This is a genomic window from Streptomyces sp. TRM68367, assembly GCF_014495685.1.
Classification (GTDB): domain Bacteria; phylum Actinomycetota; class Actinomycetes; order Streptomycetales; family Streptomycetaceae; genus Streptomyces.
Genome location: NZ_JACTVI010000001.1, coordinates 22,360 through 46,568 on the forward strand (window position 1 = coordinate 22,360; position 24,209 = coordinate 46,568).

The 24,209-nt window shown below is 70.5% G+C and carries 26 protein-coding genes; 19 read left to right on the forward strand and 7 right to left on the reverse strand.

All coding sequences use genetic code 11. From position 1 onward, the window contains the following. Positions 1–161: 161 nt before the first annotated feature. On the forward strand, positions 162–1,139 hold the full coding sequence (locus H8R17_RS00115; protein ID WP_187821009.1) for a YafY family protein: 978 nt from the start codon (positions 162–164) through the stop codon (positions 1,137–1,139). 215 nt (positions 1,140–1,354) lie between these two features. Here H8R17_RS00115 and H8R17_RS00120 read toward each other — a convergent pair whose 3' ends face one another. After that, positions 1,355–1,981, reverse strand: a complete 627-nt coding sequence (locus H8R17_RS00120) for a TetR family transcriptional regulator (RefSeq protein ID WP_187821010.1) — start codon at positions 1,979–1,981, stop codon at positions 1,355–1,357. Between the two features lie 120 nt (positions 1,982–2,101). Between H8R17_RS00120 and H8R17_RS00125 the strand changes: the two genes are divergently transcribed. The 3 genes from H8R17_RS00125 to H8R17_RS00135 all read left to right on the forward strand — a co-directional run bounded on the left by H8R17_RS00125 (position 2,102) and on the right by H8R17_RS00135 (position 3,804). After that, a complete protein-coding gene (locus tag H8R17_RS00125; RefSeq protein WP_187821011.1) occupies positions 2,102–2,269 on the forward strand; it encodes a hypothetical protein in 168 nt (55 codons plus the stop codon). A gap of 19 nt (positions 2,270–2,288) precedes the next feature. Next, positions 2,289–2,555 carry a DUF4190 domain-containing protein gene (locus tag H8R17_RS00130; protein WP_187821012.1) on the forward strand — a complete coding sequence of 89 codons (267 nt, stop codon included), beginning with the start codon at positions 2,289–2,291 and terminating at the stop codon, positions 2,553–2,555. 79 nt (positions 2,556–2,634) lie between these two features. Beyond that, the gene (locus H8R17_RS00135; RefSeq protein WP_187821013.1) at positions 2,635–3,804 is read left to right on the forward strand and encodes a cysteine desulfurase family protein; all 1,170 of its coding nucleotides are present in this window, start codon (positions 2,635–2,637) and stop codon (positions 3,802–3,804) included. 36 nt (positions 3,805–3,840) lie between these two features. Here H8R17_RS00135 and H8R17_RS00140 read toward each other — a convergent pair whose 3' ends face one another. Beyond that, positions 3,841–4,554, reverse strand: a complete 714-nt coding sequence (locus tag H8R17_RS00140) for an N-acetylmuramoyl-L-alanine amidase (RefSeq protein ID WP_187821014.1) — start codon at positions 4,552–4,554, stop codon at positions 3,841–3,843. 60 nt (positions 4,555–4,614) lie between these two features. On the opposite strand from H8R17_RS00140, the gene mnmA reads away from it, so the two are divergent. Further along, positions 4,615–5,748 carry a tRNA 2-thiouridine(34) synthase MnmA gene (gene mnmA / locus H8R17_RS00145; protein WP_187821015.1) on the forward strand — a complete coding sequence of 378 codons (1,134 nt, stop codon included), beginning with the start codon at positions 4,615–4,617 and terminating at the stop codon, positions 5,746–5,748. Between the two features lie 241 nt (positions 5,749–5,989). Beyond that, on the forward strand, positions 5,990–6,601 hold the full coding sequence (locus H8R17_RS00150; protein WP_223124466.1) for a Uma2 family endonuclease: 612 nt from the start codon (positions 5,990–5,992) through the stop codon (positions 6,599–6,601). Positions 6,602–6,647: 46 nt separating this feature from the next. On the opposite strand, the gene H8R17_RS00155 is transcribed toward H8R17_RS00150, so the two are convergent. Both H8R17_RS00155 and H8R17_RS00160 read right to left on the reverse strand, forming a co-directional pair. Then, positions 6,648–7,226 carry a hypothetical protein gene (locus H8R17_RS00155; protein WP_187821017.1) on the reverse strand — a complete coding sequence of 193 codons (579 nt, stop codon included), beginning with the start codon at positions 7,224–7,226 and terminating at the stop codon, positions 6,648–6,650. Positions 7,227–7,238: 12 nt separating this feature from the next. Beyond that, a complete protein-coding gene (locus H8R17_RS00160; RefSeq protein WP_187821018.1) occupies positions 7,239–7,466 on the reverse strand; it encodes a hypothetical protein in 228 nt (75 codons plus the stop codon). 1,416 nt (positions 7,467–8,882) lie between these two features. Here H8R17_RS00160 and H8R17_RS00165 point away from each other — a divergent pair. The 3 genes from H8R17_RS00165 to H8R17_RS00175 are packed head-to-tail and all read left to right on the forward strand — an operon-like array spanning position 8,883 to position 10,456. Next, positions 8,883–9,632, forward strand: a complete 750-nt coding sequence (locus H8R17_RS00165; RefSeq protein ID WP_187821019.1) for a putative T7SS-secreted protein — start codon at positions 8,883–8,885, stop codon at positions 9,630–9,632. After that, on the forward strand, positions 9,629–9,778 hold the full coding sequence (locus H8R17_RS00170) for a hypothetical protein (RefSeq protein ID WP_187821020.1): 150 nt from the start codon (positions 9,629–9,631) through the stop codon (positions 9,776–9,778). The genes H8R17_RS00165 and H8R17_RS00170 overlap by 4 nt, the downstream gene beginning before the upstream one ends. Positions 9,779–9,823: 45 nt before the next feature. Next, a complete protein-coding gene (locus tag H8R17_RS00175) occupies positions 9,824–10,456 on the forward strand; it encodes a YgjP-like metallopeptidase domain-containing protein (protein WP_316959271.1) in 633 nt (210 codons plus the stop codon). A 61-nt stretch (positions 10,457–10,517) separates the two neighbouring features. Here H8R17_RS00175 and H8R17_RS00180 read toward each other — a convergent pair whose 3' ends face one another. After that, on the reverse strand, positions 10,518–11,297 hold the full coding sequence (locus H8R17_RS00180; protein ID WP_187821021.1) for an alpha/beta fold hydrolase: 780 nt from the start codon (positions 11,295–11,297) through the stop codon (positions 10,518–10,520). 53 nt (positions 11,298–11,350) lie between these two features. Continuing rightward, positions 11,351–11,674, reverse strand: a complete 324-nt coding sequence (locus H8R17_RS00185) for a DUF427 domain-containing protein (protein ID WP_187821022.1) — start codon at positions 11,672–11,674, stop codon at positions 11,351–11,353. 50 nt (positions 11,675–11,724) lie between these two features. On the opposite strand from H8R17_RS00185, the gene H8R17_RS00190 reads away from it, so the two are divergent. The 9 genes from H8R17_RS00190 (at position 11,725) to gatB (ending at position 22,485) form a co-directional block, all read left to right on the forward strand. Next, complete coding sequence (locus H8R17_RS00190) at positions 11,725–12,264, forward strand: TIGR00730 family Rossman fold protein (RefSeq protein WP_187821023.1); 540 nt, start codon at positions 11,725–11,727, stop codon at positions 12,262–12,264. Between the two features lie 15 nt (positions 12,265–12,279). Continuing rightward, positions 12,280–12,978 carry an SDR family oxidoreductase gene (locus H8R17_RS00195; RefSeq protein WP_187821024.1) on the forward strand — a complete coding sequence of 233 codons (699 nt, stop codon included), beginning with the start codon at positions 12,280–12,282 and terminating at the stop codon, positions 12,976–12,978. 50 nt (positions 12,979–13,028) lie between these two features. Further along, the gene (locus H8R17_RS00200) at positions 13,029–14,036 is read left to right on the forward strand and encodes a methionine synthase (RefSeq protein WP_187821025.1); all 1,008 of its coding nucleotides are present in this window, start codon (positions 13,029–13,031) and stop codon (positions 14,034–14,036) included. Positions 14,037–14,050: 14 nt separating this feature from the next. Continuing rightward, positions 14,051–16,243, forward strand: a complete 2,193-nt coding sequence (ligA, locus tag H8R17_RS00205; RefSeq protein WP_187821026.1) for an NAD-dependent DNA ligase LigA — start codon at positions 14,051–14,053, stop codon at positions 16,241–16,243. A gap of 269 nt (positions 16,244–16,512) precedes the next feature. After that, positions 16,513–18,744, forward strand: coding sequence for a bifunctional diguanylate cyclase/phosphodiesterase (locus H8R17_RS00210; RefSeq protein ID WP_187821027.1), 2,232 nt, complete (start codon positions 16,513–16,515; stop codon positions 18,742–18,744). A gap of 175 nt (positions 18,745–18,919) precedes the next feature. Further along, positions 18,920–19,216 (forward strand): Asp-tRNA(Asn)/Glu-tRNA(Gln) amidotransferase subunit GatC, encoded by a 297-nt coding sequence (gene gatC, locus H8R17_RS00215; RefSeq protein ID WP_004925108.1) that lies wholly within the window; start codon positions 18,920–18,922, stop codon positions 19,214–19,216. A 6-nt stretch (positions 19,217–19,222) separates the two neighbouring features. After that, complete coding sequence (gene gatA / locus H8R17_RS00220) at positions 19,223–20,719, forward strand: Asp-tRNA(Asn)/Glu-tRNA(Gln) amidotransferase subunit GatA (protein ID WP_187821028.1); 1,497 nt, start codon at positions 19,223–19,225, stop codon at positions 20,717–20,719. Further along, positions 20,716–20,955, forward strand: a complete 240-nt coding sequence (locus H8R17_RS00225; RefSeq protein WP_187821029.1) for a hypothetical protein — start codon at positions 20,716–20,718, stop codon at positions 20,953–20,955. Before gatA ends, H8R17_RS00225 begins: the two co-directional genes overlap by 4 nt. Before the next feature lie 15 nt (positions 20,956–20,970). Beyond that, positions 20,971–22,485: an Asp-tRNA(Asn)/Glu-tRNA(Gln) amidotransferase subunit GatB gene (gene gatB, locus H8R17_RS00230; RefSeq protein ID WP_187821030.1), complete on the forward strand. Its 1,515-nt coding sequence runs from the start codon at positions 20,971–20,973 to the stop codon at positions 22,483–22,485. Positions 22,486–22,612: 127 nt separating this feature from the next. Here the strand turns inward: gatB and H8R17_RS00235 are convergent, their stop codons facing one another. Further along, on the reverse strand, positions 22,613–23,416 hold the full coding sequence (locus H8R17_RS00235; protein WP_187821031.1) for a cyclopropane-fatty-acyl-phospholipid synthase family protein: 804 nt from the start codon (positions 23,414–23,416) through the stop codon (positions 22,613–22,615). Between the two features lie 214 nt (positions 23,417–23,630). Here H8R17_RS00235 and H8R17_RS00240 point away from each other — a divergent pair, with 214 nt between their 5' ends. Next, positions 23,631–24,026, forward strand: a complete 396-nt coding sequence (locus H8R17_RS00240; RefSeq protein ID WP_262504890.1) for a hypothetical protein — start codon at positions 23,631–23,633, stop codon at positions 24,024–24,026. The last annotated feature ends 183 nt before the right edge of the window (positions 24,027–24,209 follow it).

Sequence of the window (24,209 nt, forward strand, 5' to 3'; positions counted from 1 at the left end):
TCCCGTCCAGGCCGGGCTGCACGCCCATGCCCGGGCCAGCCGCAACGCGGGGTGCCCGGCGAGCGGGTCCAGCCGACGCAGTCAACTCACGGCACCCCGTCGACGGCCGGCAAGCGCCCCCACCCCCGGCCGGCAACAAGCCCACACGGGACCCTGGTGCCGTGAAGTCCGACCGCCTCCTCTCGATCCTCCTGCTCCTGCAGACCCGCGGCCGCGTCCCGGCCCACGAACTCGCCGACCGGCTCGAGGTATCGGTCCGCACGATCTACCGGGACATCGAGGCCCTGTCCACCGCCGGTGTCCCGGTCTACGCCGAACGCGGTCGGCACGGCGGCATCGAACTGCTCGCCGGCTTCCGCACCGACGTCACCGGCCTCACCGCCGACGAGTCCCGCGCACTGTTCGTCCTCGCCGCACAGGGCGCCCACGCCGCCCTCGGCCTGGACACAGCCATCGCCTCCGCCCTGCGCAAGGTGATGGCCGCACTGCCGGCCCCGCACCGCCCGGCCGCCGAGGTCACCTCCCGCCGCATCCTGGTCGACGCCACCCGCTGGAAGGGCGGCCCCCAGCCAGCCGCAGACCTGGACACCCTCCAGGACGCGGTCTTCACCGACCGCCGCCTGCGCCTGCGCTACCGGCACAGCGACACCCCGCAGGCACGGACGTACACGGTCGACCCGTACGGCCTGGTCTCCAAGGCCGGCGTCTGGTACCTCGTCGCCGACCGGCGCGGCACACCCCGCCTCTTCCGCGCCGACCGCGTGCACTCCGCACAGCTCCTCGACGACCCCGTACGACGCCGGCCGGGCGTCGAACTCGCCGATGTCTGGGAGGCGCTCCGCCGCCAGGTGGAGGAACGCCCCGGCGGCCTGGACGTCACCGTACGCGTCCACCGCGACCGCCTCGACCTGTTCCGCCGCCTGCTCGCCTCCTGGCTGGTCGCGCCGCCGCATGATGACGGCGACGGCGAGTGGGTGACCGCCCACCTGGCGTTCGGCCTCGTCGGCGAGTCCCGCCAACTGCTGATGTTCGCCGACCAGGTGGAGGTCCTCGCCCCGCCCGAGGTACGCGACGAACTGGCCCGGGCGGCGGCGTCCGTCACGGACCTGTACCAGCCGCGGCAACGCCCCCAGGGATAGCAGCCCAGGCCGGACCGCCACCCTTGCGGCCGCTTTGCCGCGCGCACAGGCCCGCGGCAGGTCGCCTACAACTCTCCCCTGAGCGATGTTGGTTGAGTGCCCGCCTCAGAACCCCCTCAGCCCTGGCCGCCTGCGGCTCGAGTGACTCGTCGTCCTCCTCGATGACCGGCGGAAACGGCGGCTCCGGGAAGCAGCGACGCGGGCGGGTGCCCTCCTCAGTCCCGCCAGTGATGCCGGCCGATGCTGATCAGCCGTAGCTGACGGGTCGCCAGCCGGGTGACCCGCTCCCGCTCCTGCGCCGGAGACTCCAGCGTCTCCAGGAACAGCGAGGCCGTGATCAGCATCTGGTCGACGTACAGGTGCGCGAGCATGTGCAGGTCGTCGTCGGTCCAGCCCGCGGACACCGGGTCCTTGGCCAGCTCGGCCTTGACCTCCTCGGCGAACCGCGCGAGTTGGGACCGTATGGCCTCCCGTACCGGCTGAACCCCGCCATGTCGTTCACGGGCGATAAACCGGACATGTGCGGGGTGCGCGTCCACATGACCGGCGATCAGTTCGATGGCGCGCGCGATGCGCCGCTCGCTGTCGCCGGTCGTGGACACCGTCGTCCGGATCATCGGGTGCAGGCTGCCCAGCGCCTCCTCCACGAGCGCCACGCCGAGATCGGCCGTGGAACGGAAGTGCCGGTAGAAGGCCGTCGGCGCGACGCCGACGGCACGGGTGACCTCGCGCAGGCCCAGACTGCTCAGGCTCTGCTCCTCCAGCAGGCCCAGTGCCGCGTCCAGGAGCGCCTGCCGGGTCCTCTGCTTCTGGGTCTGCCGGATGCCGAGGGTGTGACTCATACCATGCAGTTAACAACTGTTCTCTGGAATTGGAAAGTCGTGCGGCGCGCTAGACTAAGTAGTCAGTGAACAGCTGTAACAACAACCGTTCACCGAGACTTGACTGAGAGGTTTCATCCGATGCTGTTCCTCGTCGCAGCGCTCCTGCTGCTGGGCGTCGTCATGGGCACCGTGGCCCACGCACCGCTCGCCTTCTCCGTCGCCACCGGCGCCGTCATCGCCGTCTGGCTCGGCATTTTCGCCCTCCGCGAGCGGCACGGCCGCCACCGCGGTACGTCCGCCCACTGACCCTCGGGAGCCGATCACCATGCAACTCACCGCACCGGCACGCCGCCGCACCGGCCTGCGCGACACCGACGGAATGGCCGTCGCGTCCTTCGTCCTGGGCCTGCTGGGCCTGCTGGTCCTCAACGTCTTCCTCGGCCCCATCGCCATCACCCTCGCGAGCCTGGCGCTGTGGCGGGGGACGGCCCGCAAGGGCCGCGCCTACCTGGGCCTGGGCCTGGGCGTCGCCGACCTTCTGGTCCTGGCCGCGTTCATGCAGGCGGACCACTCGATCTCCTGGAGCTTCTGAGCGCAGGCCGGACGACGGCGGCAACCCCGGCCAGCCGGTCTGAGGTTCGTCGACCGGTCGCCGTAGAATCGGCCTCACCATGGCATACCTCGACCACGCCGCGACGACCCCGATGCTCCCGGAGGCGGCAGAGGCACTCACCGCCCAGCTCGGGATCACCGGCAACGCCTCCTCCCTCCACGCATCCGGCCGCAAGGCCCGCCGCACGGTCGAGGAAGCCCGCGAAACCCTCGCCGAAGCCCTCGGCGCCCGCCCCAGCGAGGTCGTCCTCACCTCCGGCGGCACCGAGGCCGACAACCTCGCCGTCAAGGGTCTGTTCTGGGCCCGCCGCAACGCCGACCCGGCCCGCACCCGGGTCCTGGCCAGCCCCGTCGAGCACCACGCCGTCCTGGACGCGGTCCACTGGCTCGGCGAGCACGAGGGCGCCACCGTCGAGTACCTCCCGGTCGACTCCTGCGGCCGAGTCCAGCCCGAGGTGCTGCGCGAGGCGATAACGCGCAACCCCGACGATGTCGCCCTGGCCACGGTCATGTGGGCGAACAACGAGATCGGCACGATCATGCCGGTCCGCGAACTGGCGAACGTGGCAAGCGAGTTCGGCATCCCGCTGCACGCCGACGCGGTCCAGGCCGTCGGCCAGCTCCCGGTCGACTTCGCCGCCTCCGGCCTCGCCGCGATGACGGTTTCCGGCCACAAGATCGGCGGCCCGTACGGCATCGGCGCGCTGCTCCTCGGCCGCGAGTACACACCCGTACCCGTCCTGCACGGCGGCGGCCAGGAACGGCATGTGCGCTCCGGCACCCTCGCCGTCCCCGCCATCGCCTCCTTCGCGGTCGCCGGCCGGCTGGCCGCCGAGCGGCGCGAGTGGTTCGCACGGGAGATCGGCGCCCTGCGCGACGACCTGATCGAGGCGGTCCGTACGGCGGTCCCCGACGCGATCCTCGGCGGCGACCCGGCACCCGAAGGCCGCCTCCCGGCCAACGCGCACTTCACCTTCCCCGGCTGCGAGGGCGACTCCCTTCTCCTCCTCCTGGACGCCCAGGGCATCGAGTGCTCCACCGGCTCCGCCTGCACCGCCGGCATCGCCCAGCCCAGCCACGTCCTCCTGGCCACCGGCACCCCACCGGACCTGGCCCGCGGCACCCTCCGCTTCTCCCTCGGCCACACCTCCTCAACGGCCGACATCGAGGCCCTCGCGAAGGCGATCGGGCCGGCGGTGGAACGGGCGCGGGCGGCGGGGCTGACGTAAGGCGGCGGCCGACGCAGAGGACCGGCGCACCGCCGGTCAGGCCGACGTGGACCGAGGCGTCGTGGCCGGTGACGCGGAGGTCCTGCTCGCCTCGCGCACCAGGCGCATGTACCGGTGCCAGTCCCAGTGCGGGCCAGGGTCGGTGTGGTCCGTGCCCGGCACCTCTACATGGCCGATGATGTGCTCTCGGTCGACGGGGATGTCGTACCGCGCGCATATCCGGGCCGTCAGCCGCGCCGATGCCTCGTACATCTCGTCCGTGAGGTCCTCGGGACGGTCCACGAAGCCCTCGTGCTCGATGCCGACGCTCCGCTCGTTGTAGTCGCGGTTGCCCGCGTGGTACGCCACGTCCAGCTCGCGGATCATCTGCGCGATGCGCCCGTCCTGGCCGACGATGTAGTGGGCCGCGGCCTGGTGGCCCGGGTCCTGGAAGGCCTTCACCGCGCTGTCGAAGCTGCCCTGGGTGACATGGATGATCACCATGTCGATGCCGAAGTCGTCCGGCCGGTCCGCGCGCCGCCAGTTCGCATCCGACGCCGCCAGCCACTGGGCGCCCCGGTAGTCGACCTCGCCCGGCTTGCGCGGCTTCTCCACGCCGGGCGCGCGCCACCACAGGCGGCCCAGCTCGTCACGGGCCAGCACGGCCGTGCCCACGGCGGCCGCCGTCCCGCCGATCAGCAGGGCACGCCGCCCGATCCGCCGGTCCGTGTCCCCGGATGCCCTGTCCCTGGATGCTCTTCTCGCCCCCATGTGATCGTCAACGGATACTCGCGGGCCCGGGTTCCCACGCCCCCGTACCCTGGAAGAGTTATGACTCACACCTCGCAGCGCACCCGACCCCTCCGCGTCCTCGCCGCCATGTCGGGCGGCGTCGACTCCGCCGTCGCCGCCGCCCGAGCGGCCGAGGCGGGCCACGACGTGACCGGCGTCCACCTCGCGCTCTCCGCGAACCCTCAATCGTTCCGTACCGGCGCGCGGGGCTGTTGCACCATCGAGGACTCGCGCGACGCCCGCCGCGCCGCGGACGTCATCGGCATCCCGTTCTACGTCTGGGACCTCGCCGACCGCTTCCGCGAGGACGTCGTCGAGGACTTCGTCGCCGAGTACGAGGCCGGCCGCACCCCGAACCCCTGCCTGCGCTGCAACGAGAAGATCAAGTTCGCCGCTCTGCTCGACAAGGCCCTCGCCCTGGGCTTCGACGCGGTGTGCACCGGCCACTACGCCAAGATCGCGACGCTGCCCGACGGCAGCCGCGAGCTGCACCGCGCCTCCGACATGGCCAAGGACCAGTCGTACGTCCTCGGGGTCCTGGACGAGCAGCAGCTCGCGCACGCGATGTTCCCGCTCGGCGACACGCTCACCACGAAGGACGAGATCCGCGCGGAGGCCGAGCGCAGGGGCCTCGCCGTGGCCAAGAAGCCGGACTCCCACGACATCTGCTTCATCGCCGACGGCGACACCCAGGGCTTCCTGGCGAACCGGCTGGGCCGCGCGGAGGGCGACATCGTCGACGAGTCCGGGGCGAAGCTGGGCACCCACGAGGGCGCGTACGGTTTCACCATCGGCCAGCGCAAGGGCCTGCGCATCGGCACCCCCGCCCCTGACGGCAAGCCGCGCTACGTCCTCGACATCTCACCCGTGAACAACACGGTGACGGTCGGCCCCGCCGCCGCCCTCGACGTCAACTCCCTGACCGCGATCAAGCCCCGCTGGTGCGGCACCGCCCCCGCCGGCCCCGGCACCTACACGGCCCAGCTCCGCGCCCACGGCGGCGAAACGGAGGTGACGGCCGAACTCGTCGACGGCGAACTCCGGGTCCACTTCACCGGCCCGGTCCGCGGTGTGGCCCCCGGCCAGGCGATCGTCCTGTACGACGGCACACGCGTGGTGGGCTCGGCGACGATCGCGTCCACGACACGGGAGGTCACGGTGTCCACCCGGTGATCACCGGGGCTGGCCCCCGCCCGGTCCGATCTCGCGAGTCGCGTGCACGAGTATCTGCGAGGCGGGAGTGCTGCATGACGCGCTTGTGCCTTCTGTGGTGGCCCGCACCAGCGACCTGCTTGCTGCCTTCAACCGACGAGGCGGTCGACACCGGGACGGGTGTTCCGCCGAGCCGCCTAGAACCCGTCCATCCCGGATACCGTGGGGGTGAACCCTTGCCACCGCCGAAGGAGCCCCACCGGTGACCGAGCAACACATCGCGCGGAACCTCCCTCACCTGCTGGACGTCGCACGGGATGTTGAAAAGGAGTTTGAGGGCATGGACGTCAGCGTTGTCGACGGCGTTGTGATGATGTCGCCGGTCGCACCGGCCCACTACCGCACCCAGCAACAGATTGACCGGCAGCTTCGTGATCAGGCGGGTGACTCGGTTCTCGGCGAGATCGAGTTCGCCCATCCGGCGTGGGACCGTCGGCTGACGCCGGACATGATCGTGTGGCACGGCGACGAGGAGGAGGACGCCCCCTACGATGCGGAGGCGATCGAGCTGGTCGTGGAGATCGTGTCTCCGTCGTCCGTGGAAAACGACTACGTGATCAAACCGAGGGCGTACGCCACCGCCGGGATTCCCGTTGGGTTGGTCCTGGACCCTTACACCAGGTCGTGGACGCTTTTGACGGACCCCGCTCCCGGCGGCTACCGGGAGCGGTCGACGGGCCCGTACGGGAAGACGCTGCGTATCGACTGTGGTTCCCGAACCCTGGCCGTGGACACCGAAGGGCTGCCGGAGGCAAAGGAATGGCAGCTGCGGGACGCGTGGCCGGTCCACCGCACCGATCCGGGAATCGTCTGAGCCGTAGGGCGCCGCCAGTCCCATGAGAGTCGGACTGGACGGACAGTCAGCCCGACCCGGCCGACACCCTGATCCGCCCGACGAAGGCGTCGATGTCGTCCATGGCGCCGAGGACCCGACGCGGGTCCGGGGCCGTGGCGATGACCAGCACGTCGCAGCCGGCCTCTTCGCTGCGCCAGGCGTACCGCACGCCCGCGACAATGGTGCGATCCTCCCCCGTCTGCGTGTAACGCAAGGAGCGCAAGCCGGTGCCGAGCGCCTCGGTGGTGAAGTCCTCCACTATCGGCTTCTCAACAAGGTCCGGGTCGTCCGTGGTGACCAGTTCCCGCAGGGTCTCCTCGCGGTCACCGTTCGCCTCGACAGCGGCCACGTACACGGGCAGCGGCATGAAGCGCGGGTCCGGCAGGAGAGGTAGACGTCGAAGCCGGGGGTGACTCCGCGGGAACTGCTCGGCGCAGGCTTGCAAGGTGGCGGCCAAGCCTTTGAGTTCCTTGCGGCTCGGCTCGAAGTCGCTGTCGCCCCACCATGCTTCGGACACGTAGCGACTCCACTGCTTCGGCCCCTTCCACGGGGTCCCTTCCCAGGAGTCCGGGACCTTCATCCACAGGTCGGTGTCGTAGTCCAACGTACGGCCAGCTCATGAGCGCCTCCAACGGAACGTACTCATCATCGCGTCGAACAGTTCCACAAAGAGGTCGGCAATTTCGTCCTTGGGGTCGCCCGCTCCGAGAGTGGAGAAGACGACGCCGAACCAGCGGCCGTGATCGCCCGGGACGGGGACGACGTACTCGACGCGGCGCGATCCCAGCTCCCCGCCGCCCAGGGCGTCGGCAGCGACTGTCCGCTCCGTGCGGACTCCGCGCATCGCGTCGACCTTGACAACACTGGTCTCACCGCCCCTCCCCAATGCCGTTTAGTTTGGCTTCGGTTGACCTCGGGTGCTGGAGGGCAGGAGCTTGACGGTGGGCGGGCCGGGGTGGCGAACGCCTCGATCGGAGCGGCGTCGTTCGCGGTGGCTGGAGGGGCGGGGGCGTTTGATGGAGCGAGGGTAAGTACGGTGTCGTCGGCGGGGGTTGAGGTTGCGGCGATGGGCGCCGCGTTCGAGCGTGTGTGCCAGGAGGGCTTCGTGATCCTCAGAGGGGAAAGGCCGCTCGGTCGGTGACCGAGCGGCGCACGATTCGGACGGTGCCGAGGAACTTGATCCGGTCGGGATCGATCCCGGCGTTGGTCGCGGCCCGGCACATCAGTGCGCACAGCGCCCAGTGGGTGAGCAGGTAGGCCCATATCTCCTGGTAGACAGGTCCGGGCGGCTCGAGCGCAGGATCTTCCCGGGACCGCGCAGGTGGGTCTTGAGCTGGTCGATCCCGGTCTCCGCCTCCCATCTCTCCCAGTAGCAGGAAGCCAACTCCTCGGCGCCCCGAGGCGCTGGCCATCGAATGGGCGGCGGGAAACCTCGTCATCCCCGAGGGGGCTGTCGGTGACGCGGTCGAGGGCTGGGGCCTTGCCTCTTCGACGGGCCGCCCGACCTTGCGAGTCGCGTACACGAATACCTGCGGGGCGGGAACGCTGCGTGACCGCCTCGTTCCTCTCGTGGCAGTCGGTACCAGCGTGTGGCTTGCTGCCTTCAGCGGGCCGGGAAAGCCGACGGCCGCACAGTCCTGGCCGGCGCATCGGATACGGCATGATCGGGGGCTGCACAGAAGGGAAAACGCCGTGAGCTACACGATTCGCTACGGTGAGGAGCTGCGGTCAAACGCGACGTACTGACCCCCGAGCGCCGTAAGGCGTTCGAGCGGGCGGTCTCCGTGCTGGCCGAGCATCCTGATCACGAGAAGTCGATCCCGATGAGAGGCAATACCCGGCATATCCGGCTTACGCAGGACATCCTCCGTGAGTACGTCGTGTTCCAGTAGTTTGTGATGATCAGTACCTGAACGTCTTCGACCGCCAGGACGCCATTCTGGATGAAGGGGACGTGTAGCACGGGACCGGACAGCCGACCCCTCCCCGTGTGTCCTCAGTGCTCATGGCGGGCCGATCCGATTACCGCCCCCGGACGTAGGCCTTGAGAATCTCATCGACCTTCCGTGGTCCGATTCACAGCCATGACTCCGTACGGTGGTGGCTGGAAGCACACACGTCTCAAGAGTGACTTCATATCATCGTGACGTCGGTGAAGTTCACGGGCTGTAGACGCTGCTGTTCATCGGGGGATAAATGCGATGAGCGTGTCGAAGTATCCGATTTGGGCTTCGATCCCGCACCAGGAGACCTGGAGACAGTGAAGCTGCTGGTCTCCGCGGTGGGTGCGGTCATTGAAGGCAGCGGCCAAGCACAGACCGAACTGGGCAAAGTGGGCACGTCAGAGGGCGTGTGGGCCGGTAAGTCCGCGAACACCTTCGCGGACTCCGTGTCTGTCATTCCGCCTTATCTGAAGAAGGCGCTGGGTTCGCTGGATTCGGCGCATCGCGCCCTGTCGTCCTGGGAGACCTCCCTGGGCGGTTTCCAGGCGCGGGCCCGCAAGTTGGAGGAGGAAGCCGCAGAGGCCGCCCGCAAGGCCAGCACGGCCAAGCAGAACCTTGACGGGTTGACCAAAGACACCTCCGGGATGTCCGACACGGAGAAGGACGACCACGAGAAAGACAAGAAGGACCGCCAGCGCGCGTACGACTCTGCCAACAACGAGCTTGAGGCCGTTCGAGGCCGTGCCCGCACCCTGCACGTCGAGTTCACCGCCGCCGCAGGCGACACGTCGCGTCGGATCAAGGACGCGGCCGATGACGCTCCTCCTGAGCCTGGCTGGTTCGACGAACTGGTGGACGGCATCGGGGAGTTCTTCTCGGACGCCTGGGACACGATCACGGATCCGAACTTTTGGAAGCTTGTTGGTGATTTCTCGCCGATGCGGCCATGGTTGTCGGCGTCCTGGCGCTGCTCGGCGTTCCCGGTCTGGGCTGGCTGGGACTCATCGTCGCCGGTGGGGCGCTCGGGGCCCACCTCCTCGCCTGGGCCGGTGGCGCGGACGGAGTGAGCTGGCAGACCCTGGCCTGGGATGCGGCGGGCCTGTTCTGCGGTGTGCGGGCCTTCAAGGGGTTGAAGCTGGGGAAGGCCGGTGCGAACCTCATGAAGTCCGGCAAGGGACTCAAGGCCGTGGAAGAACCTCAAGGGCATCGGTGAGGGCATGCGCAACTCCCTCCAGGGCTTCCGGCCCTCGGCATCGAGATCACGGAGGACGGCGCCGTGCACTTCGCCGTCCCCGCCGACGCCGAGCCGACCGCCGTGGCCGAGGCTGTGCGCACACGACTGCCCCGGCTTGCGGCCGAGGTCCGCAGACGGGTTCCCCGCGCCGGTCGGCCCGTCAAGGAGCTGGTCGACGGGGCGAGCTTCGCCTATCTGGGGCGACGGTACCGGCTGCGGGCTCTCCCGGCCCATGCATCGGGCAGGGTACGACTCCGCCACGGCTGGCTGGAACTGCCACGGGCGGCCACCCGGCAGGACAGGGCCCGGCTCATCTGCGACTGGTATGCCGCGAAGGGCACCCGATGGCTGGCGGCCCGAGCGGTGCCGCTGGCTGCGCGAGCCGGGGTGACTCCTCGCCGGGTTGAGGCACGTGAACTGGGGGAACACTGGGGTGCCTGTGACGCCGAGGGACGCATCACGCTGCACTGGGCGCTTCTGCAGTTGCCGCCTGCCCTCATCGACTTCGTTCTCGTCCACGAACTCGCCCATCTGCGGACCTCCGGTCACGGTGCACGGTTCCGGCAGGCAATGCGGGCGGTCCTGACGGACTTCGACGACTTGGAGCGGCGTTTCGCGGAAGCCGAGCGGGAGCTTTGGCGGGGTGCGGTGGGCTGAGAGCCCCGCCGCACCTGCCCAGTCCCGCGCGGCGGTTGTTCAGTCGGCCCCTGGTCGGTGGTCACCCCGCGAAGAACTCCGCCAGTACCGGACCAAGGACGTTCGGGTCCACCATGTGGGACTGGTCCTTCAGGGTCCGGTACGTGCCGTGGGGTGCGGACTCGGCGATGGACTGGGCGGCCTCGCGCATCCACGATGGGCTCAGGGTGCCCGCGACGGCGAGGACGGGCGCGGTGAGCGAGGCCAGCAGGGTGCGGGGGACCAGGCTGTCGCCCATGACGGCGTCGTCGTACGCGAGGGTCGGGGCGATCGCCTCCATGCCGGGCCACATGGGGGACTGGCGGGCGCCCCGGATCATCTCCTCGGCCATGCCGGCGAGCCGGAGGAACAGCTCGACCGCGTCCCCGCGCCGGCCCTGCGCCAGCGCCTCGGTCAGGCGCTCGGTGTACTCGGCGCGCTCCCTGGCTCCGCCCTCGGACACCGCGAACGGCACCTCGTAGACGGCGACCCGGCGGACCGGCAGCCCGCTGGCCGCCGCCCGCAGGGCCAGCGCGCCGCCCGACGAGATGCCGTACAGCGAGGCCTCGCCGCCCGCCGCCTCGATCAGTGCCGCGAGGTCCTCGATCTCCCGCTCCACCGCGTACGGCGGCGTGTCGCCGCTCTCGCCGCGGCCGCGGCGGTCGTACGCGATGACCTGGAACCGCGACGAGAGGGGGACCGTCAGCGGCGCCACGGTTGCGCCCGTCGACATCGCGCCGCTGACGAGGATGACCGCGGGGCCCTGCCCGGCGCTCCGGTACGCCAGCGGCGTGCCGTCGCGCGAAAGGATCTGCTTGTCCATGCCAGTGCAGACTGCCATCGGCCGGCGAACTAATCGGTCATGACACTTCGACGTCAGGACACTTCGACTTCGTAGAAGCAGAGGTGGTCCTTGATCTCGGCCACGTCCGGTTTCGGGTCCGGGTACGCCCAGACCAGGTCCGCCGCGTCCGGCAGCGACCAGTACGAGGCCGTTCCCTTGAAGGGGCAGTACGTGTGGGTGTCGGAGGGGGTGAGAAGGTCCAGCCGTACGTCCTCGGCCGGGATGTAGTAGCGCACGGGACAGCCGGTCTCGCACAGCTCCAGCGGGCGTGTGCTGTCCGCGAGCACCTGCTCTCCGTGCATCACGCGCACGTGTGCGTCGGTCTTTTCGATCCTGATCGTGTGTCCTTCGGCCATATCCGAACAGCGCCCGCGGGGCCCGGGTTCTTCCCGCGTACGGTGGCCCCATGCGAATCTGCGTCTTCCTCTCCGCCGCCGACCTCGACGACCGTTACACGCGCCCCGCGCGCGACTTCGCGAAGCTGATCGGAAAGGGCGGCCACACCCTGGTGTGGGGCGGTTCGGACGTGGGGCTGATGAAGGTGGTCGCGGACGGCGTGCAGGAGGCCGGCGGCCGGATCTGCGGCGTGTCGGTCGGTTTCCTCGCGGCCAAGGCCCGCCCGGGCGCCGACGAGATGGTGATCGCGCAGGACCTCGCCGAGCGCAAGAAGCTGCTCCTGGAGAAGGCCGACGCCGTGGTCATCATGGTCGGCGGCACCGGCACCCTGGACGAGGCCACCGAGATCCTGGAGCTGAAGAAGCACGGGCACACCGACAAGCCGGTGGTGCTGCTCAACACGGCGGGCTTCTACGACGGCCTGAAGGAGCAGTTCCGGCGCATGGAGGACGAGGGTTTCCTGCCCAGGCCGCTGACCGACCTGGTGTTCTTCGCGGAGGAGCCGGTGGGGGCCATGGCCTTCCTGGAGGAGTCGCTCGGTACCCCGTGACAGGGTGATGCGAGCATGGCGGGCATGGCTACACATGTGATCACCGGCGCCGGCTCCGGCATCGGCGCGGCCGTCGCCCGCCGGCTGCACGCGCGCGGGGACGACCTGGTGCTGCACGCGCGCGACGCGGGCCGGGCGAAGGAACTGGCGGCCGGGTTCCCTGGGGCGCGGACCCTGGTCGGCGACCTCGCGAACCCGGACAGGATCAGCTGGGCGTTCTCGCACCAGTCGCTGCCCGACCGCGTCGACTCCCTGCTGCACGTCGCGGGCGTGGTCGACCTCGGGCCGGTCGGCGAGCTGACCCCGAAGACCTGGCGCCACCAGATCGACGTCAACCTGATCGCACCCGCCGAGCTGACCCGCCACTTCCTGTCGCAGCTGCGCGCCGCCCGGGGCCACGTCGTGTTCGTGAACTCGGGCGCCGGACTGACCGCGCACGCCGACTGGTCCGCGTACGCCGCCTCCAAGCACGGCCTGAAGGCGCTGGCCGACTCCCTGCGCGCCGAGGAGCACGCGAACGGCGTCCGCGTCACCTCGGTCTACCCGGGCCGCACCGCCAGCCCCATGCAGGCCAAGGTCCACCGGCAGGAGGGCAAGGAGTACGACCCCGCGAAGTGGATCGACCCCGAGTCCGTGGCGACGACCATCCTCACGGCCCTGGACCTGCCGAGGGACGCGGAGATCAACGATGTGACGGTGCGTCCCGGGCGCTGACCCGCGCCCGGGGAGACGACCTCGGGCGAGCCGTTCCGTAGGCTGCTCCGGTGAGCGAAAACAGCCAGTTCAGGTTCGGTGCCGCCACCGGCGTGGGGTCCATGCCCGGGGGCGACGCCCGAGAGGCCGCCAAGACCGTCACCGGCACGTTCGAGGACTTCCCCTTCCTGCCCGAGCTGCCCGCCCGGGGGCCCGGCGCGGACATGATCGGGCGGACCGCCGGAATGCTCGTCGAGCTGTACGCGCGCGTGGAGCCCAGCGGATGGCGGCTCGGCGACCGGCCAGGACGGGACACCAGGCGGGCCCGCGCGTGGCTCGGCGAGGACCTCGACGCGCTGGAGGAGTTCACCCAGGACTACGACGGCCCGCTCAAGGTGCAGGCCGTCGGTCCCTGGACCCTGGCCACCGCCCTGGAGCTGAGGAACGGCGAGGCCGCCCTCTCCGACCCCGGCGCCTGCCGCGACCTCGCCGCCTCCCTCGCCGAGGGCCTGCGCCTCCACCTCGCCGAGACACAGCGCCGCATCCCCGGCGCCCGGCTCCTCCTCCAGCTCGACGAGCCGTCCCTCACCGCCGTCCTGCGCGGACAGGTGAGGACGGCCAGCGGCTACCGCACCCACCGGGCCGTCGACCGGCAGGTCGCCGAGGCCACGCTCCGGGACGTCATCGGAGTTCACGGCGACGGCCCCGTCGTGGTCCACTCGTGCGCACCGGACGTCCCCTTCGCCCTGCTGCGCCGGGCGGGCGCGGCGGCCGTCTCCTTCGACTTCTCGCTCCTCACCGAGCGTGACGACGGCGCGTTGGGCGAAGCCGTGGAAGGGGGTACCCGGCTCTTCACCGGTGTCGTGCCGGCCGCGGACGGCCCATTGTCAGACCCTGCCGGTAGCGTCATGGGTGTCAGGACGCTGTGGCGCAGGCTGGGGCTGTCACCGGGGCTTCTCGCGGAGGCGGTCACGGTCACTCCGGCGTGCGGACTCGCGGGCGCTTCCCCCGAGTACGCCCGCCGGGCGCTCGCCCACTGCGTCCGGGCGGCGAGATCCCTCGCGGACAACCCAGAGTAACGGGAGGAAACACGGTGGCCGGCGACAAGCAAGCGGAGACGGCGGTGCCCGCCGAGGCACGGGAGAAGCACGCGCAGCTCGCGGAGCAGGTCGAGGAGCACCGCTTCCGGTACTACGTGAAGGACGCTCCCGTCATCAGCGACGCCGAGTTCGACCAGCTCCTGCGCTCCCTGGAGGCGCTGGAGGACGAGTATCCGGAGCTGCGCACCCCCGACTCGCCGACCCAGAAGGTCGCCGGGTCCTACGAGACGGACTTCACCGCCGTCGAGCACCGCCAGCGCATGTTGTCCCTGGACAACACTTTCAACGACGAGGAACTCGCCGCCTGGGCCGAGCGCATCGCCAAGGAGCTGGGCGAGCAGAACTACCACTTCCTGTGCGAGCTGAAGGTCGACGGCCTCGCCGTCAACCTCACCTACGAGCACGGCCGCCTCACGCGCGCGGCGACCCGCGGCGACGGCCGCACCGGCGAGGACATCACCCCCAATGTCCGGACGATCGCGGGCGTTCCGGACCGTCTGAAGGGTGACCGCATCCCGGATCTCGTGGAGATCCGCGGCGAGGTCTACTTTCCGATGGAGAAGTTCCAGGAGCTCAACGCCCGCCTGGTCGAAGCCGGCGACAAGCCGTTCGCCAACCCGCGCAACGCGGCGGCCGGTTCACTGCGCCAGAAGGACCCGCGCGTCACCGCCACCCGCCCGCTGTACATGGTGGTGCACGGCATCGGCGCCCTGGAGGGCTTCGACGGCATGAGCCGCCTCTCCGAGGCCTACGACCTGCTGAAGACCTGGGGTCTGCCCACCGCCAGGCACAACAAGGTGGTGGACGACCTGGAGGGCGTTCGGGAGTTCATCGCCTACTTCGGCGAGAACCGGCACTCCGTGGAGCACGAGATCGACGGAGTCGTCGTCAAGCTCGACGAGATCCGCCTCCAGGGCCGCCTCGGCTCCACGGCGCGTGCGCCGCGCTGGGCCATCGCGTACAAGTACGCGCCGGAGGAGGTCAACACCAAGCTCGTCAACATCCGCGTGGGCGTGGGCCGCACGGGCCGGGTCACGCCGTACGCCCAGGTCGAGCCGGTGACGGTGGCCGGCTCGGAGGTCGAGTTCGCCACGCTGCACAACCAGGACGTGGTCAAGGCCAAGGGCGTCCTCATCGGCGACACGGTCGTGCTGCGCAAGGCCGGTGACGTCATCCCGGAGATCCTCGGCCCGGTCGCCGACCTGCGCGACGGCAGCGAGCGGGAGTTCGTCATGCCGTCCGAGTGCCCCGAGTGCGGTACGGCGCTCAGGCCGATGAAGGAGGGCGACGTCGACCTGCGCTGCCCGAACGCCCGCACCTGCCCCGCCCAGTTGCGTGAGCGCCTGTTCTACCTGGCCGGCCGCAAGGCGCTGGACATCGAGCACTTCGGCTATGTCGCCGCCGCCGCGCTCACCGGGCCGCTGGAGCCCGAGGAGCCGCCGCTGAAGGACGAGAGCGGCCTGTTCGACCTCACCGTCGAGCAGTTGCTGCCCATCAAGGCGTACGTCCTCGACCAGGACAGCGGCCTGCCCAAGCGCGACCCGAAGACCGGCGAGGAGAAGATCGCCACGGTCTTCGCCAACCAGGAGGGCAAGCCGAAGAAGAACGCGCTGGCCATGCTGGAGAACATCCAGGCCGCCAAGCAGCGCCCGCTCGCGCGCGTCCTCACCGGTCTGTCGATCCGTCATGTCGGGCCGGTCGCCGCCGAGGCCCTCGCCCGCGCCTTCCGCTCGGTCGACCGCATCGACGAGGCGAGCGAGGAAGAGCTGAAGAACACCGACGGGGTGGGCGAGATCGTGGCGCGCTCCGTCAAGGAGTGGTTCGCCGAGGACTGGCACCGCGAGATCATCCGCAAGTGGAAGGCCGCCGGCGTCCGCATGGAGGCGGAGAGCACCGGCGAGGAGGAGGGCCCGCGTCCGCTGGAAGGGCTCACCGTCGTCGTCACCGGCACCCTCGAACACTTCACGCGGGACGGCGCCAAGGAGGCGCTGCAGAGCCAGGGAGCCAAGGTGACCGGTTCGGTTTCGAAGAAGACGGCGTTCGTCGTTGTGGGTGACAGTCCCGGCTCGAAATACGACAAGGCGATGCAGCTGAAGGTGCCTGTTCTGAACGAGGACGGGTTCAACGTCCTGCTGGAACAAGGCCCCGACGCGGCGGCCGACGTCGCTCTTTCGGCCGAGGAGTAGCGGTTGAAGGCCACCCGATCGGCGCATACCAGATGCATACGGGTGGCTGGGGCGCATTCGGGCAACCGTCTACGACCGCTGCCCGTGGGGGCCTTCTGCGGCCTACTGTTGAGATGTGCGCCTGCCGTGCCCAGCTGCGGTTGGGGCATCCCTTGTTCTTGAAGGGCTTCTGAAGAGCAGGGGCAAGGGCTTTCCAACGCGGAGCCGTTGATGGTCGTCGGGCATCGGGCCGCGTGGCGTGGGCACCGCCGGCTGTGAGAGGGACGGGAATGGAACCGACCGAGAGCGCCGCATCGGCCTCACGGCTGCGCCTGCGCCGCATGGCGGACGCATGGCGCGCCGGCCGGTGGGCAGGGCGAGCCCTGGAGCGTGCGGGTGCGCAGGGGCGCGCCGGAGCGCCGGCCTCGGTGAACGGCCGCGGGGGCGCGCCCCCCACCTCCGGGCACGCCCCCGCGCTGCCGGGAGGCGACACCGAACGGCACCTGTCCTGGCCCGCATTGCCCGCGGCGGTCGTCGCGGCGGCCTCCTTCGTGCTGGGCACCGGCTTCTACCGGGGCTTCACCGGCAGCCGCGGGCTCTTCCCGTCCGGCACGGCCGGCTGGGCGCTGGCCGTGCTGACCGGCATCATCGTCGGCCACCTCGTCATGCTCGGCCGCGCCCGCTGGTGGGGCGGCACCGGCTCGGGCGCCGCCCTCACCCTCGCCGTACTTCTGCTGTACGGCTGGGTCGCGGCCGGCATGGTCAGCCTCACCGTCGTCGTCCTGGTCGGCGTAGCCCGGCGCGGCCGCTGGCGGCAGGGCGTGCTGCACGGCGCGGTGGACATCCTCGGCATCGGGGCGGGCGCTCTGCTTCTGGGCGCCTTCGGCGCCGTGCCGTCCGTCGAACACCCGTGGGATCCGGACACCTGGACGGTGTACACCGCGCTTGAGGTGGCGCTGGTCGCCGTCGCCTACCTCGCTGTCACCCGCACCCTGCTGTGGTATCTGCACGCGCCGCGCGGCGGCCTGCCCACCGCCGCCCGCACCGCCCTGGTCAGACAGGGCCTGGTCGCGGTCGCGCTGCTCGGCATCGCGCCGCTGATCTGTGTGGTCGCCATCGCGCAGCCGGTGCTGCTGCCGCTGTTCGCCATCCCGCTGATCGCCCTCGACTCCACGCTGTGGATAGCCCGTGCCCGGGCGGAGGAGCAGCTGCGCGACCCGCTGACCGGACTGCCCAACCGGCAGTGGCTGCTGGAGCGCATCTGGACCGCGCTGGACGACGCCGAACGCATCGGCGCCCGCGCCGCTCTGATGCTGATCGACCTCGACCGGTTCCGGTCGGTCAACGACACCCTCGGTCATCTGGCCGGTGACCGGCTGCTGTTGCAGATAGCCGACCGGCTGCGGCTGGCGCTGCCGCGCGGAGCGGAGGCCGCGCGGCTCGGCGGCGACGAGTTCGCCGTGTTACTGCCGGTCGCCGACTCCACGACGTCCGCGACCCGGGTCGCCCGCAACCTGGTCGCGGCACTCAGCTCCCCGCTCGACCTCGACGGCCTCACCCTCGTCCTGGAGGCCAGCGCCGGGGTCGCCGTCTTCCCCGACCACGCGCTGGACGCCGAGGGGATGCTGCGGCGGGCGGACGTGGCGATGTACCAGGCGAAGCGGGACCGTACGGGCGTCGAGGTCTACGAGTCCAAGCGGGACTCGAACACCCCCGACCGGCTCGGGCTGCTGGGCGATCTGCGCCGGGCCCTGGACGCGCACGAGGTGCAGCTGCACTACCAGCCCAAGGTCCGCTTCGACGGCCACGTCGCCGGGCTCGAGGCGCTGGTGAGGTGGGTGCATCCCGAGCGCGGCAGGGTGCCGCCGGACGAGTTCATAGCGATCGCCGAGTCGTCGGGGCTGATGCCCCATCTCACGGAGTACGTGCTGGAGACGGCGCTCGGGCAGGTCGCCGAGTGGCGCTCGCAGGGGCTGTTCGTGCCGGTCGCGGTGAACGTCTCCCCGCGCGATGTCCACATCCCCGGGTTCGCGGGCTCGGTGGCCGCGCGGCTGGCCCGGCACGGGGTTCCAGCGGGGGCACTCCAGCTGGAGATAACGGAACACGTGCTCCTGGAGGACCCGCAGCGGGCCGCGGACACGCTGCACGCGCTCACGGGTCACGGCGTGAAGATGTCCCTGGACGACTTCGGTACGGGCTACTCCTCGCTGGTGCATCTGCGGCGGCTGCCGGTCAGTGAGCTGAAGATCGACCGGTCGTTCGTGGCGCGGCTGGCGGTCGACACGGAGGATGCGGAGATCGTGCGGTGCACGGTGGATCTCGCGCATTCCCTGGGGCTGCTGGTAGTGGCCGAGGGTGTGGAGGACGACGAGACGTGGGAGCGGCTGCGGGATCTTGGGTGTGACGCCGTGCAGGGGTGGCTGGTGGCTGCCGCGATGCCGGCGGAGGAGACGACGGCGTGGTTGCGGGCGCGCGGGGCGCGGGCGCCGGCGGCGTTGCCCGCGGCCGCCGGGGACGAGTAGTTTTCCCACCCGCCTGCCCGCCCGTGCGGGTCAGCTGGAAGGTGGGCGTTTGCCGTCGGGGGTGCGCGTCGTTGGCGGCTGCGGGTGGGGTGGATGGGAAACCGTTTCACGGGCAGTGGGTTCCGCCCCATAGGATTGGGCCAAACCACACACTCTCACCCCAGAGGATCGCTGCATGCCTGGCATCACGCGCGAGGAGGTCGCCCACCTCGCCCGGCTGGCGCGTCTGGAGCTGAAGCCCGAAGAGCTTGATCACTTCGCCGGCCAGCTGGACGACATCATCGGCGCGGTCGCCCGCGTCAGCGAGGTCGCCGACCAAGACGTACCGCCGACCTCGCACCCGCTCCCGCTGACGAACGTCATGCGCCCGGACGAGGTCCGCCCGTCGCTCACCCCCGAGCAGGCGCTGTCCGGCGCCCCGGCCCAGGAGCAGCAGCGTTTCAAGGTGCCGCAGATCCTGGGGGAGGAGTAAGCCGTCATGACGGACACCATCATCAAGCTCACGGCCGCCGAGACCGCCGCGAAGATCGCTTCCGGTGAGCTCACGGCCGTCGAGGTCGCCGAGGCCCACCTCGCCCGAATCGAGGCCATCGACGAGAAGGTGCACGCCTTCCTGCACGTCGACCGGGAGGGCGCCCTCGCCCAGGCCCGTGCCGTGGACGAGAAGCGGGCGCGCGGTGAGAAGCTCGGGCCGCTGGCCGGTGTTCCCCTCGCGCTCAAGGACATCTTCACCACCGAGGGCGTCCCGACGACCGTCGGTTCGAAGATCCTCGAGGGCTGGCTCCCGCCGTACGACGCCACCGTCACCCAGCGGCTCAAGGCCGCCGACGTCGTCATTCTCGGCAAGACCAACATGGACGAGTTCGCCATGGGGTCCAGCACCGAGAACAGCGCGTTCGGGCCGACCGGCAACCCCTGGGACCTGACCAGGATCCCCGGCGGTTCCGGCGGCGGGTCGAGCGCCGCGCTCGCCTCCTTCCAGGCGCCCCTCGCCATCGGCACCGACACCGGCGGTTCGATCCGCCAGCCGGCCGCCGTGACCGGCACGGTCGGTGTGAAGCCGACGTACGGGGGCGTGTCCCGCTACGGCATGGTCGCCTTCTCGTCCTCCCTCGACCAGGGCGGGCCCTGCGCCCGCACGGTCCTGGACGCGGCCCTGCTGCACGAGGTGATCGCCGGGCACGACCCGCTCGACTCCACCTCCATCGACGCCCCGGTCCCGCCGGTCGTCGAGGCCGCCCGGGGCGGCAGCGTCGCGGGCATGCGGGTCGGCGTCGTCAAGCAGTTCCGCGGCGAGGGCTATCAGGCCGGCGTTATCCAGCGGTTCGACGAGTCCGTGGCCCTGCTGAACGACCTGGGCGCCGAGATCGTCGAGCTGGACTGCCCGTCGTTCGACCTGGCCCTGTCGGCGTACTACCTGATCGCCCCGAGCGAGTGCTCCTCCAACCTCGCCCGCTTCGACGGCCTGCGCTACGGCCTGCGCACCGGCGACGACGGCGGCCACTCGGCCGAGGAGGTCACCTCCCTCACCCGCGAGGAGGGCTTCGGCCCCGAGGTCAAGCGCCGCATCATGCTCGGCACGTACGCCCTGAGCTCCGGCTACTACGACGCATACTACGGCAGCGCCCAGAAGGTCCGTACGCTCATCAAGCAGGACTTCGACAAGGCGTTCGAGCAGGTGGATGTGATCGTCTCCCCGACGACCCCCACCACCGCCTTCGCGATCGGCGAGCGCGCCGACGACCCGATGGCGATGTACCTCGCCGACCTGTGCACCATCCCGACCAACCTGGCCGGAAACGCGGCCATGTCACTGCCCTGCGGCCTCGCCCCGGAGGACAACCTCCCGGTCGGGCTGCAGATCATCGCGCCGGTGATGAAGGACGACCGGCTGTACAAGGTGGGTGCCGCCGTCGAGGCCGCGTTCGTGGAAAAGTGGGGTCACCCGCTGCTGGAGGAGGCACCGTCGCTGTGAGTGCACTGACCAAGGCCAAGGGCTTCAAGAAGTCCAAGTCCGGTACGTACCTGTCCATCGCCACCACGGCGTTCGGCGCGATCGGTGTCGCCAAGCGGCTGAAGAAGGCCCGCGCGGAGAAGGACACGCTGGTCCTGATCGACGCCACCGTGTCCGCCGCCGCCATCGTCACCGGCCTCGCCATCCTCTACCGCGAGCTGAAGCGGCTGGGCGACGACGACGTCCTGCTGGGCTGAGAGGGAAGTTTCACCGTGACCACCACGACCGACCTGGTGTCGTACGAGGACGCGCTCGCGTCGTACGACCCCGTCATGGGCCTCGAGGTCCATGTCGAACTCGGCACCAAGACCAAGATGTTCTGCGGCTGTTCGACCGCGCTCGGCGCCGAGCCGAACACCCAGACCTGCCCCACCTGCCTCGGCCTGCCCGGCTCGCTCCCGGTCGTCAACGCGACCGGCGTCGAGTCAGCAATCAAGATCGGTCTCGCGCTGAACTGCGAGATCGCCGAGTGGTGCCGCTTCGCCCGGAAGAACTACTTCTATCCGGACATGCCGAAGAACTTCCAGACCTCCCAGTACGACGAGCCGATCGCCTTCAACGGCTACCTCGACGTGCAGCTGGAGGACGGCGAGACCTTCCGCGTGGAGATCGAGCGCGCCCACATGGAGGAGGACACCGGCAAGTCCACGCACGTGGGCGGCGCGACGGGCCGGATCCACGGCGCCTCGCACTCGCTCCTCGACTACAACCGCGCCGGCATCCCGCTCATCGAGATCGTCACCAAGCCGATCGTCGGGGCGGGCGAGCGTGCGCCGGAGGTGGCGAAGGCGTACGTGCGTGAGCTGCGCGAGCTCATCCGGGCGCTCGGCGTGTCCGAGGCCCGGATGGAGATGGGCCAGATGCGCTGCGACGTCAACCTGTCGCTGATGCCGAAGGCCTCCGACAAGTTCGGCACCCGCAGCGAGACCAAGAACGTCAACTCGCTGCGGTCCGTCGAGCGCGCCTGCCGCTACGAGATCCAGCGCCACGCCGCCGTGCTGAGCGGTGGCGGGACGATCGTCCAGGAGACCCGGCACTTCCACGAGGACACCGGGTCCACGACCTCGGGCCGCGTGAAGGAGGAGGCCGAGGACTACCGGTACTTCCCGGAGCCCGACCTGGTGCCGGTCGCCCCGACCCGCGAGTGGGTCGAGGATCTGCGGGCGGATCTTCCCGAGTTGCCGCTGGTGCGCCGCAACCGGCTCCGCGAGGAGTGGGGCATCTCGGCCACCGACATGCAGGCGATCCTCAACGCCGGCGCGCTGGACCCGATCGTCGCCACCATCGACGCCGGTGCCGACGCGGCCTCCGCCCGCAAGTGGTGGATGGGCGAGCTGGCCCGCGCCGCCAACGAGTCGGGCAAGGCGCTGGACGAGCTGGCGATCACGCCGGAGCAGGTCGCGCGGGTCACCGAGCTGGTGGCCGCCGGGGATCTGAACGACAAGCTGGCCCGCTTGTGTCTCGAAGGCGTCCTCGCGGGCGAAGGCACCCCGGACGAGGTCGTCGGCAAGCGCGGTCTGAAGGTCGTCTCCGACGAGGGCGCGCTCACCGCCGCCGTCGACGAGGCCATCGCCGGCAACCCGGCCATCGCGGACAAGATCCGCCGCGGCAAGGTGGCCGCGGCCGGCGCCCTGGTCGGCGCGGTCATGAAGACCACGCGCGGGCAGGCGGACGCGGCCCGGGTGAAGGAACTGATCCTGGAGAAGCTGGGTGTCAGCGAGGGCTGACGCCCCGCGGGTCCCCCGAAGCGGGGGCTGACGCCCGCGAGTCTTCGCGGGGACGCGGAGTCCCCGAGGACGGACGCGAAGTCCCCGAGGGGGATGCATCGGCCCGATGCATCCCCCTCGGCATTTCTCAGATACGGCGTCCCACGACCCGTGCGAAGCCCAGCGCGCGGCCCTCGTCCGCGCGCAGCATCTCCGCGCACTGGCCGGCCATCCGCACGTGGAACTCCTCCGGGCTCTCCTCGACGGTGATCTCGCACCACCGCAGCCAGTCCCGCCAGCCGTCCGGCAGCCAGTCGGCCGCCTCCACGTCGACGGCCCCGCTGCGGGTCCAGTGGCGGCGCCACCAGGCGGGGGTGTGGAAGCACCAGAAGTCCGGCTCCCACCACGGCTTCAGCTGCTCGGGCGGCTCGACGCCGTCCGGCTCCTCGCGCAGCGCCGGGACGACGACACCGATCCGCCCGCCCGGCCTGAGCAGCCGGGCCAGCTCGGACAGATACAGGTCGTTGGTGCCGAAGTACTGGTACGCGTCGATGGAGACGATCGCGTCGAAGGTCTCCGCGCCGAAGGGCAGATCGTGCGCCTCGGCGAACACCGGCTGCACGAGGTCGGCGACACCGGCCTCGGCGATGCGCGCGGCGTTCTCGTCGGGCTTGATCCACAGGTCGGCGGCGGTGACCTGGACGCCGTACTCCTTGGCCAGGAACACGGACGTCAGGGCGCGGCCGCAGCCCAGGTCGAGGACGCGGGCGCCGGGGCGCAGCGCGTCGAGGCCGAGGGCGGGGGCCAGCCACTCCAGCAGCCACAGCGGGTGCGGGCCCATCTGGTTGTCGATGATCCAGCGGGCGTCGTAGGCGCTGCCGCGCGGGTAGCTGTCGTGCGTCAGGCGCCTAGCCCGCTCGTCGGTCGAGGTGCTCGATGTGATGTCGGTCATCGGTGAACGGGCTCCTTGAGTCCTTGATGGAGAACAGGGGTGCGTCGGAGCTCGGTCGGACCGTCATTCAATGCACCTGCTTCGGTCGGCGGCGGGGTGCCGGCGGGGCCTGCGGACGGCCCGGAGGCTAGCACCGGGGCATGCCGCCCGCATCCGGGTTTCTCAGCGGGAGGCGCTACGCTCGCCCGGCATGAACGGACGTGGTGATTCCGAGATGTCCGAGCGTCAGGACGTCTCGGGTCCGGTAGGTCAGGACGTCTCGGAACCGGCGCAGGAGGAAGACCCGGCAGACGAGGCACCGGACCCGGCGCAAGAAGAGGACCCGACGCAAGGGGAAGACCCGGTGGAAGAGGACGACCCGACGCACGAGGTGCGGCGGGCCCGCTGGGCGGCGGCCGGAACCGGGGCGCTGCTGGCCCTCGCGGGCTTGGCCGCCGCGGCACTGCGGGCCACCGGATCCGCGCCCGCGCTCGTCCCGGCCGCCTACGCCGTCGGGGCGGCCGTGTGCGCGCTCGCGGCGTTTGTGGGCTCGCAGGGCCGCACCCGGCGGGCGCTGTGGCTGCTGGTCGCCGGCGTGATGGTCATGGCGTTCGGGGACCAGTCCGACTGATGTGAGCGGCTTCAGTCGCCGGGCGACAGAGTTCATCGGACTGTCCTGTGAGCTGTCTCCCACTCTTGTGAGTAAGCCCACGAATTCGTCAAACGATCTCCACGAGCTGTAAGAGTGGCTTCCGCATTGCTCATGCGTTCTTTGCGGGCCGTTCATCCCATGGACGACTGTTCCCGGTCAAAG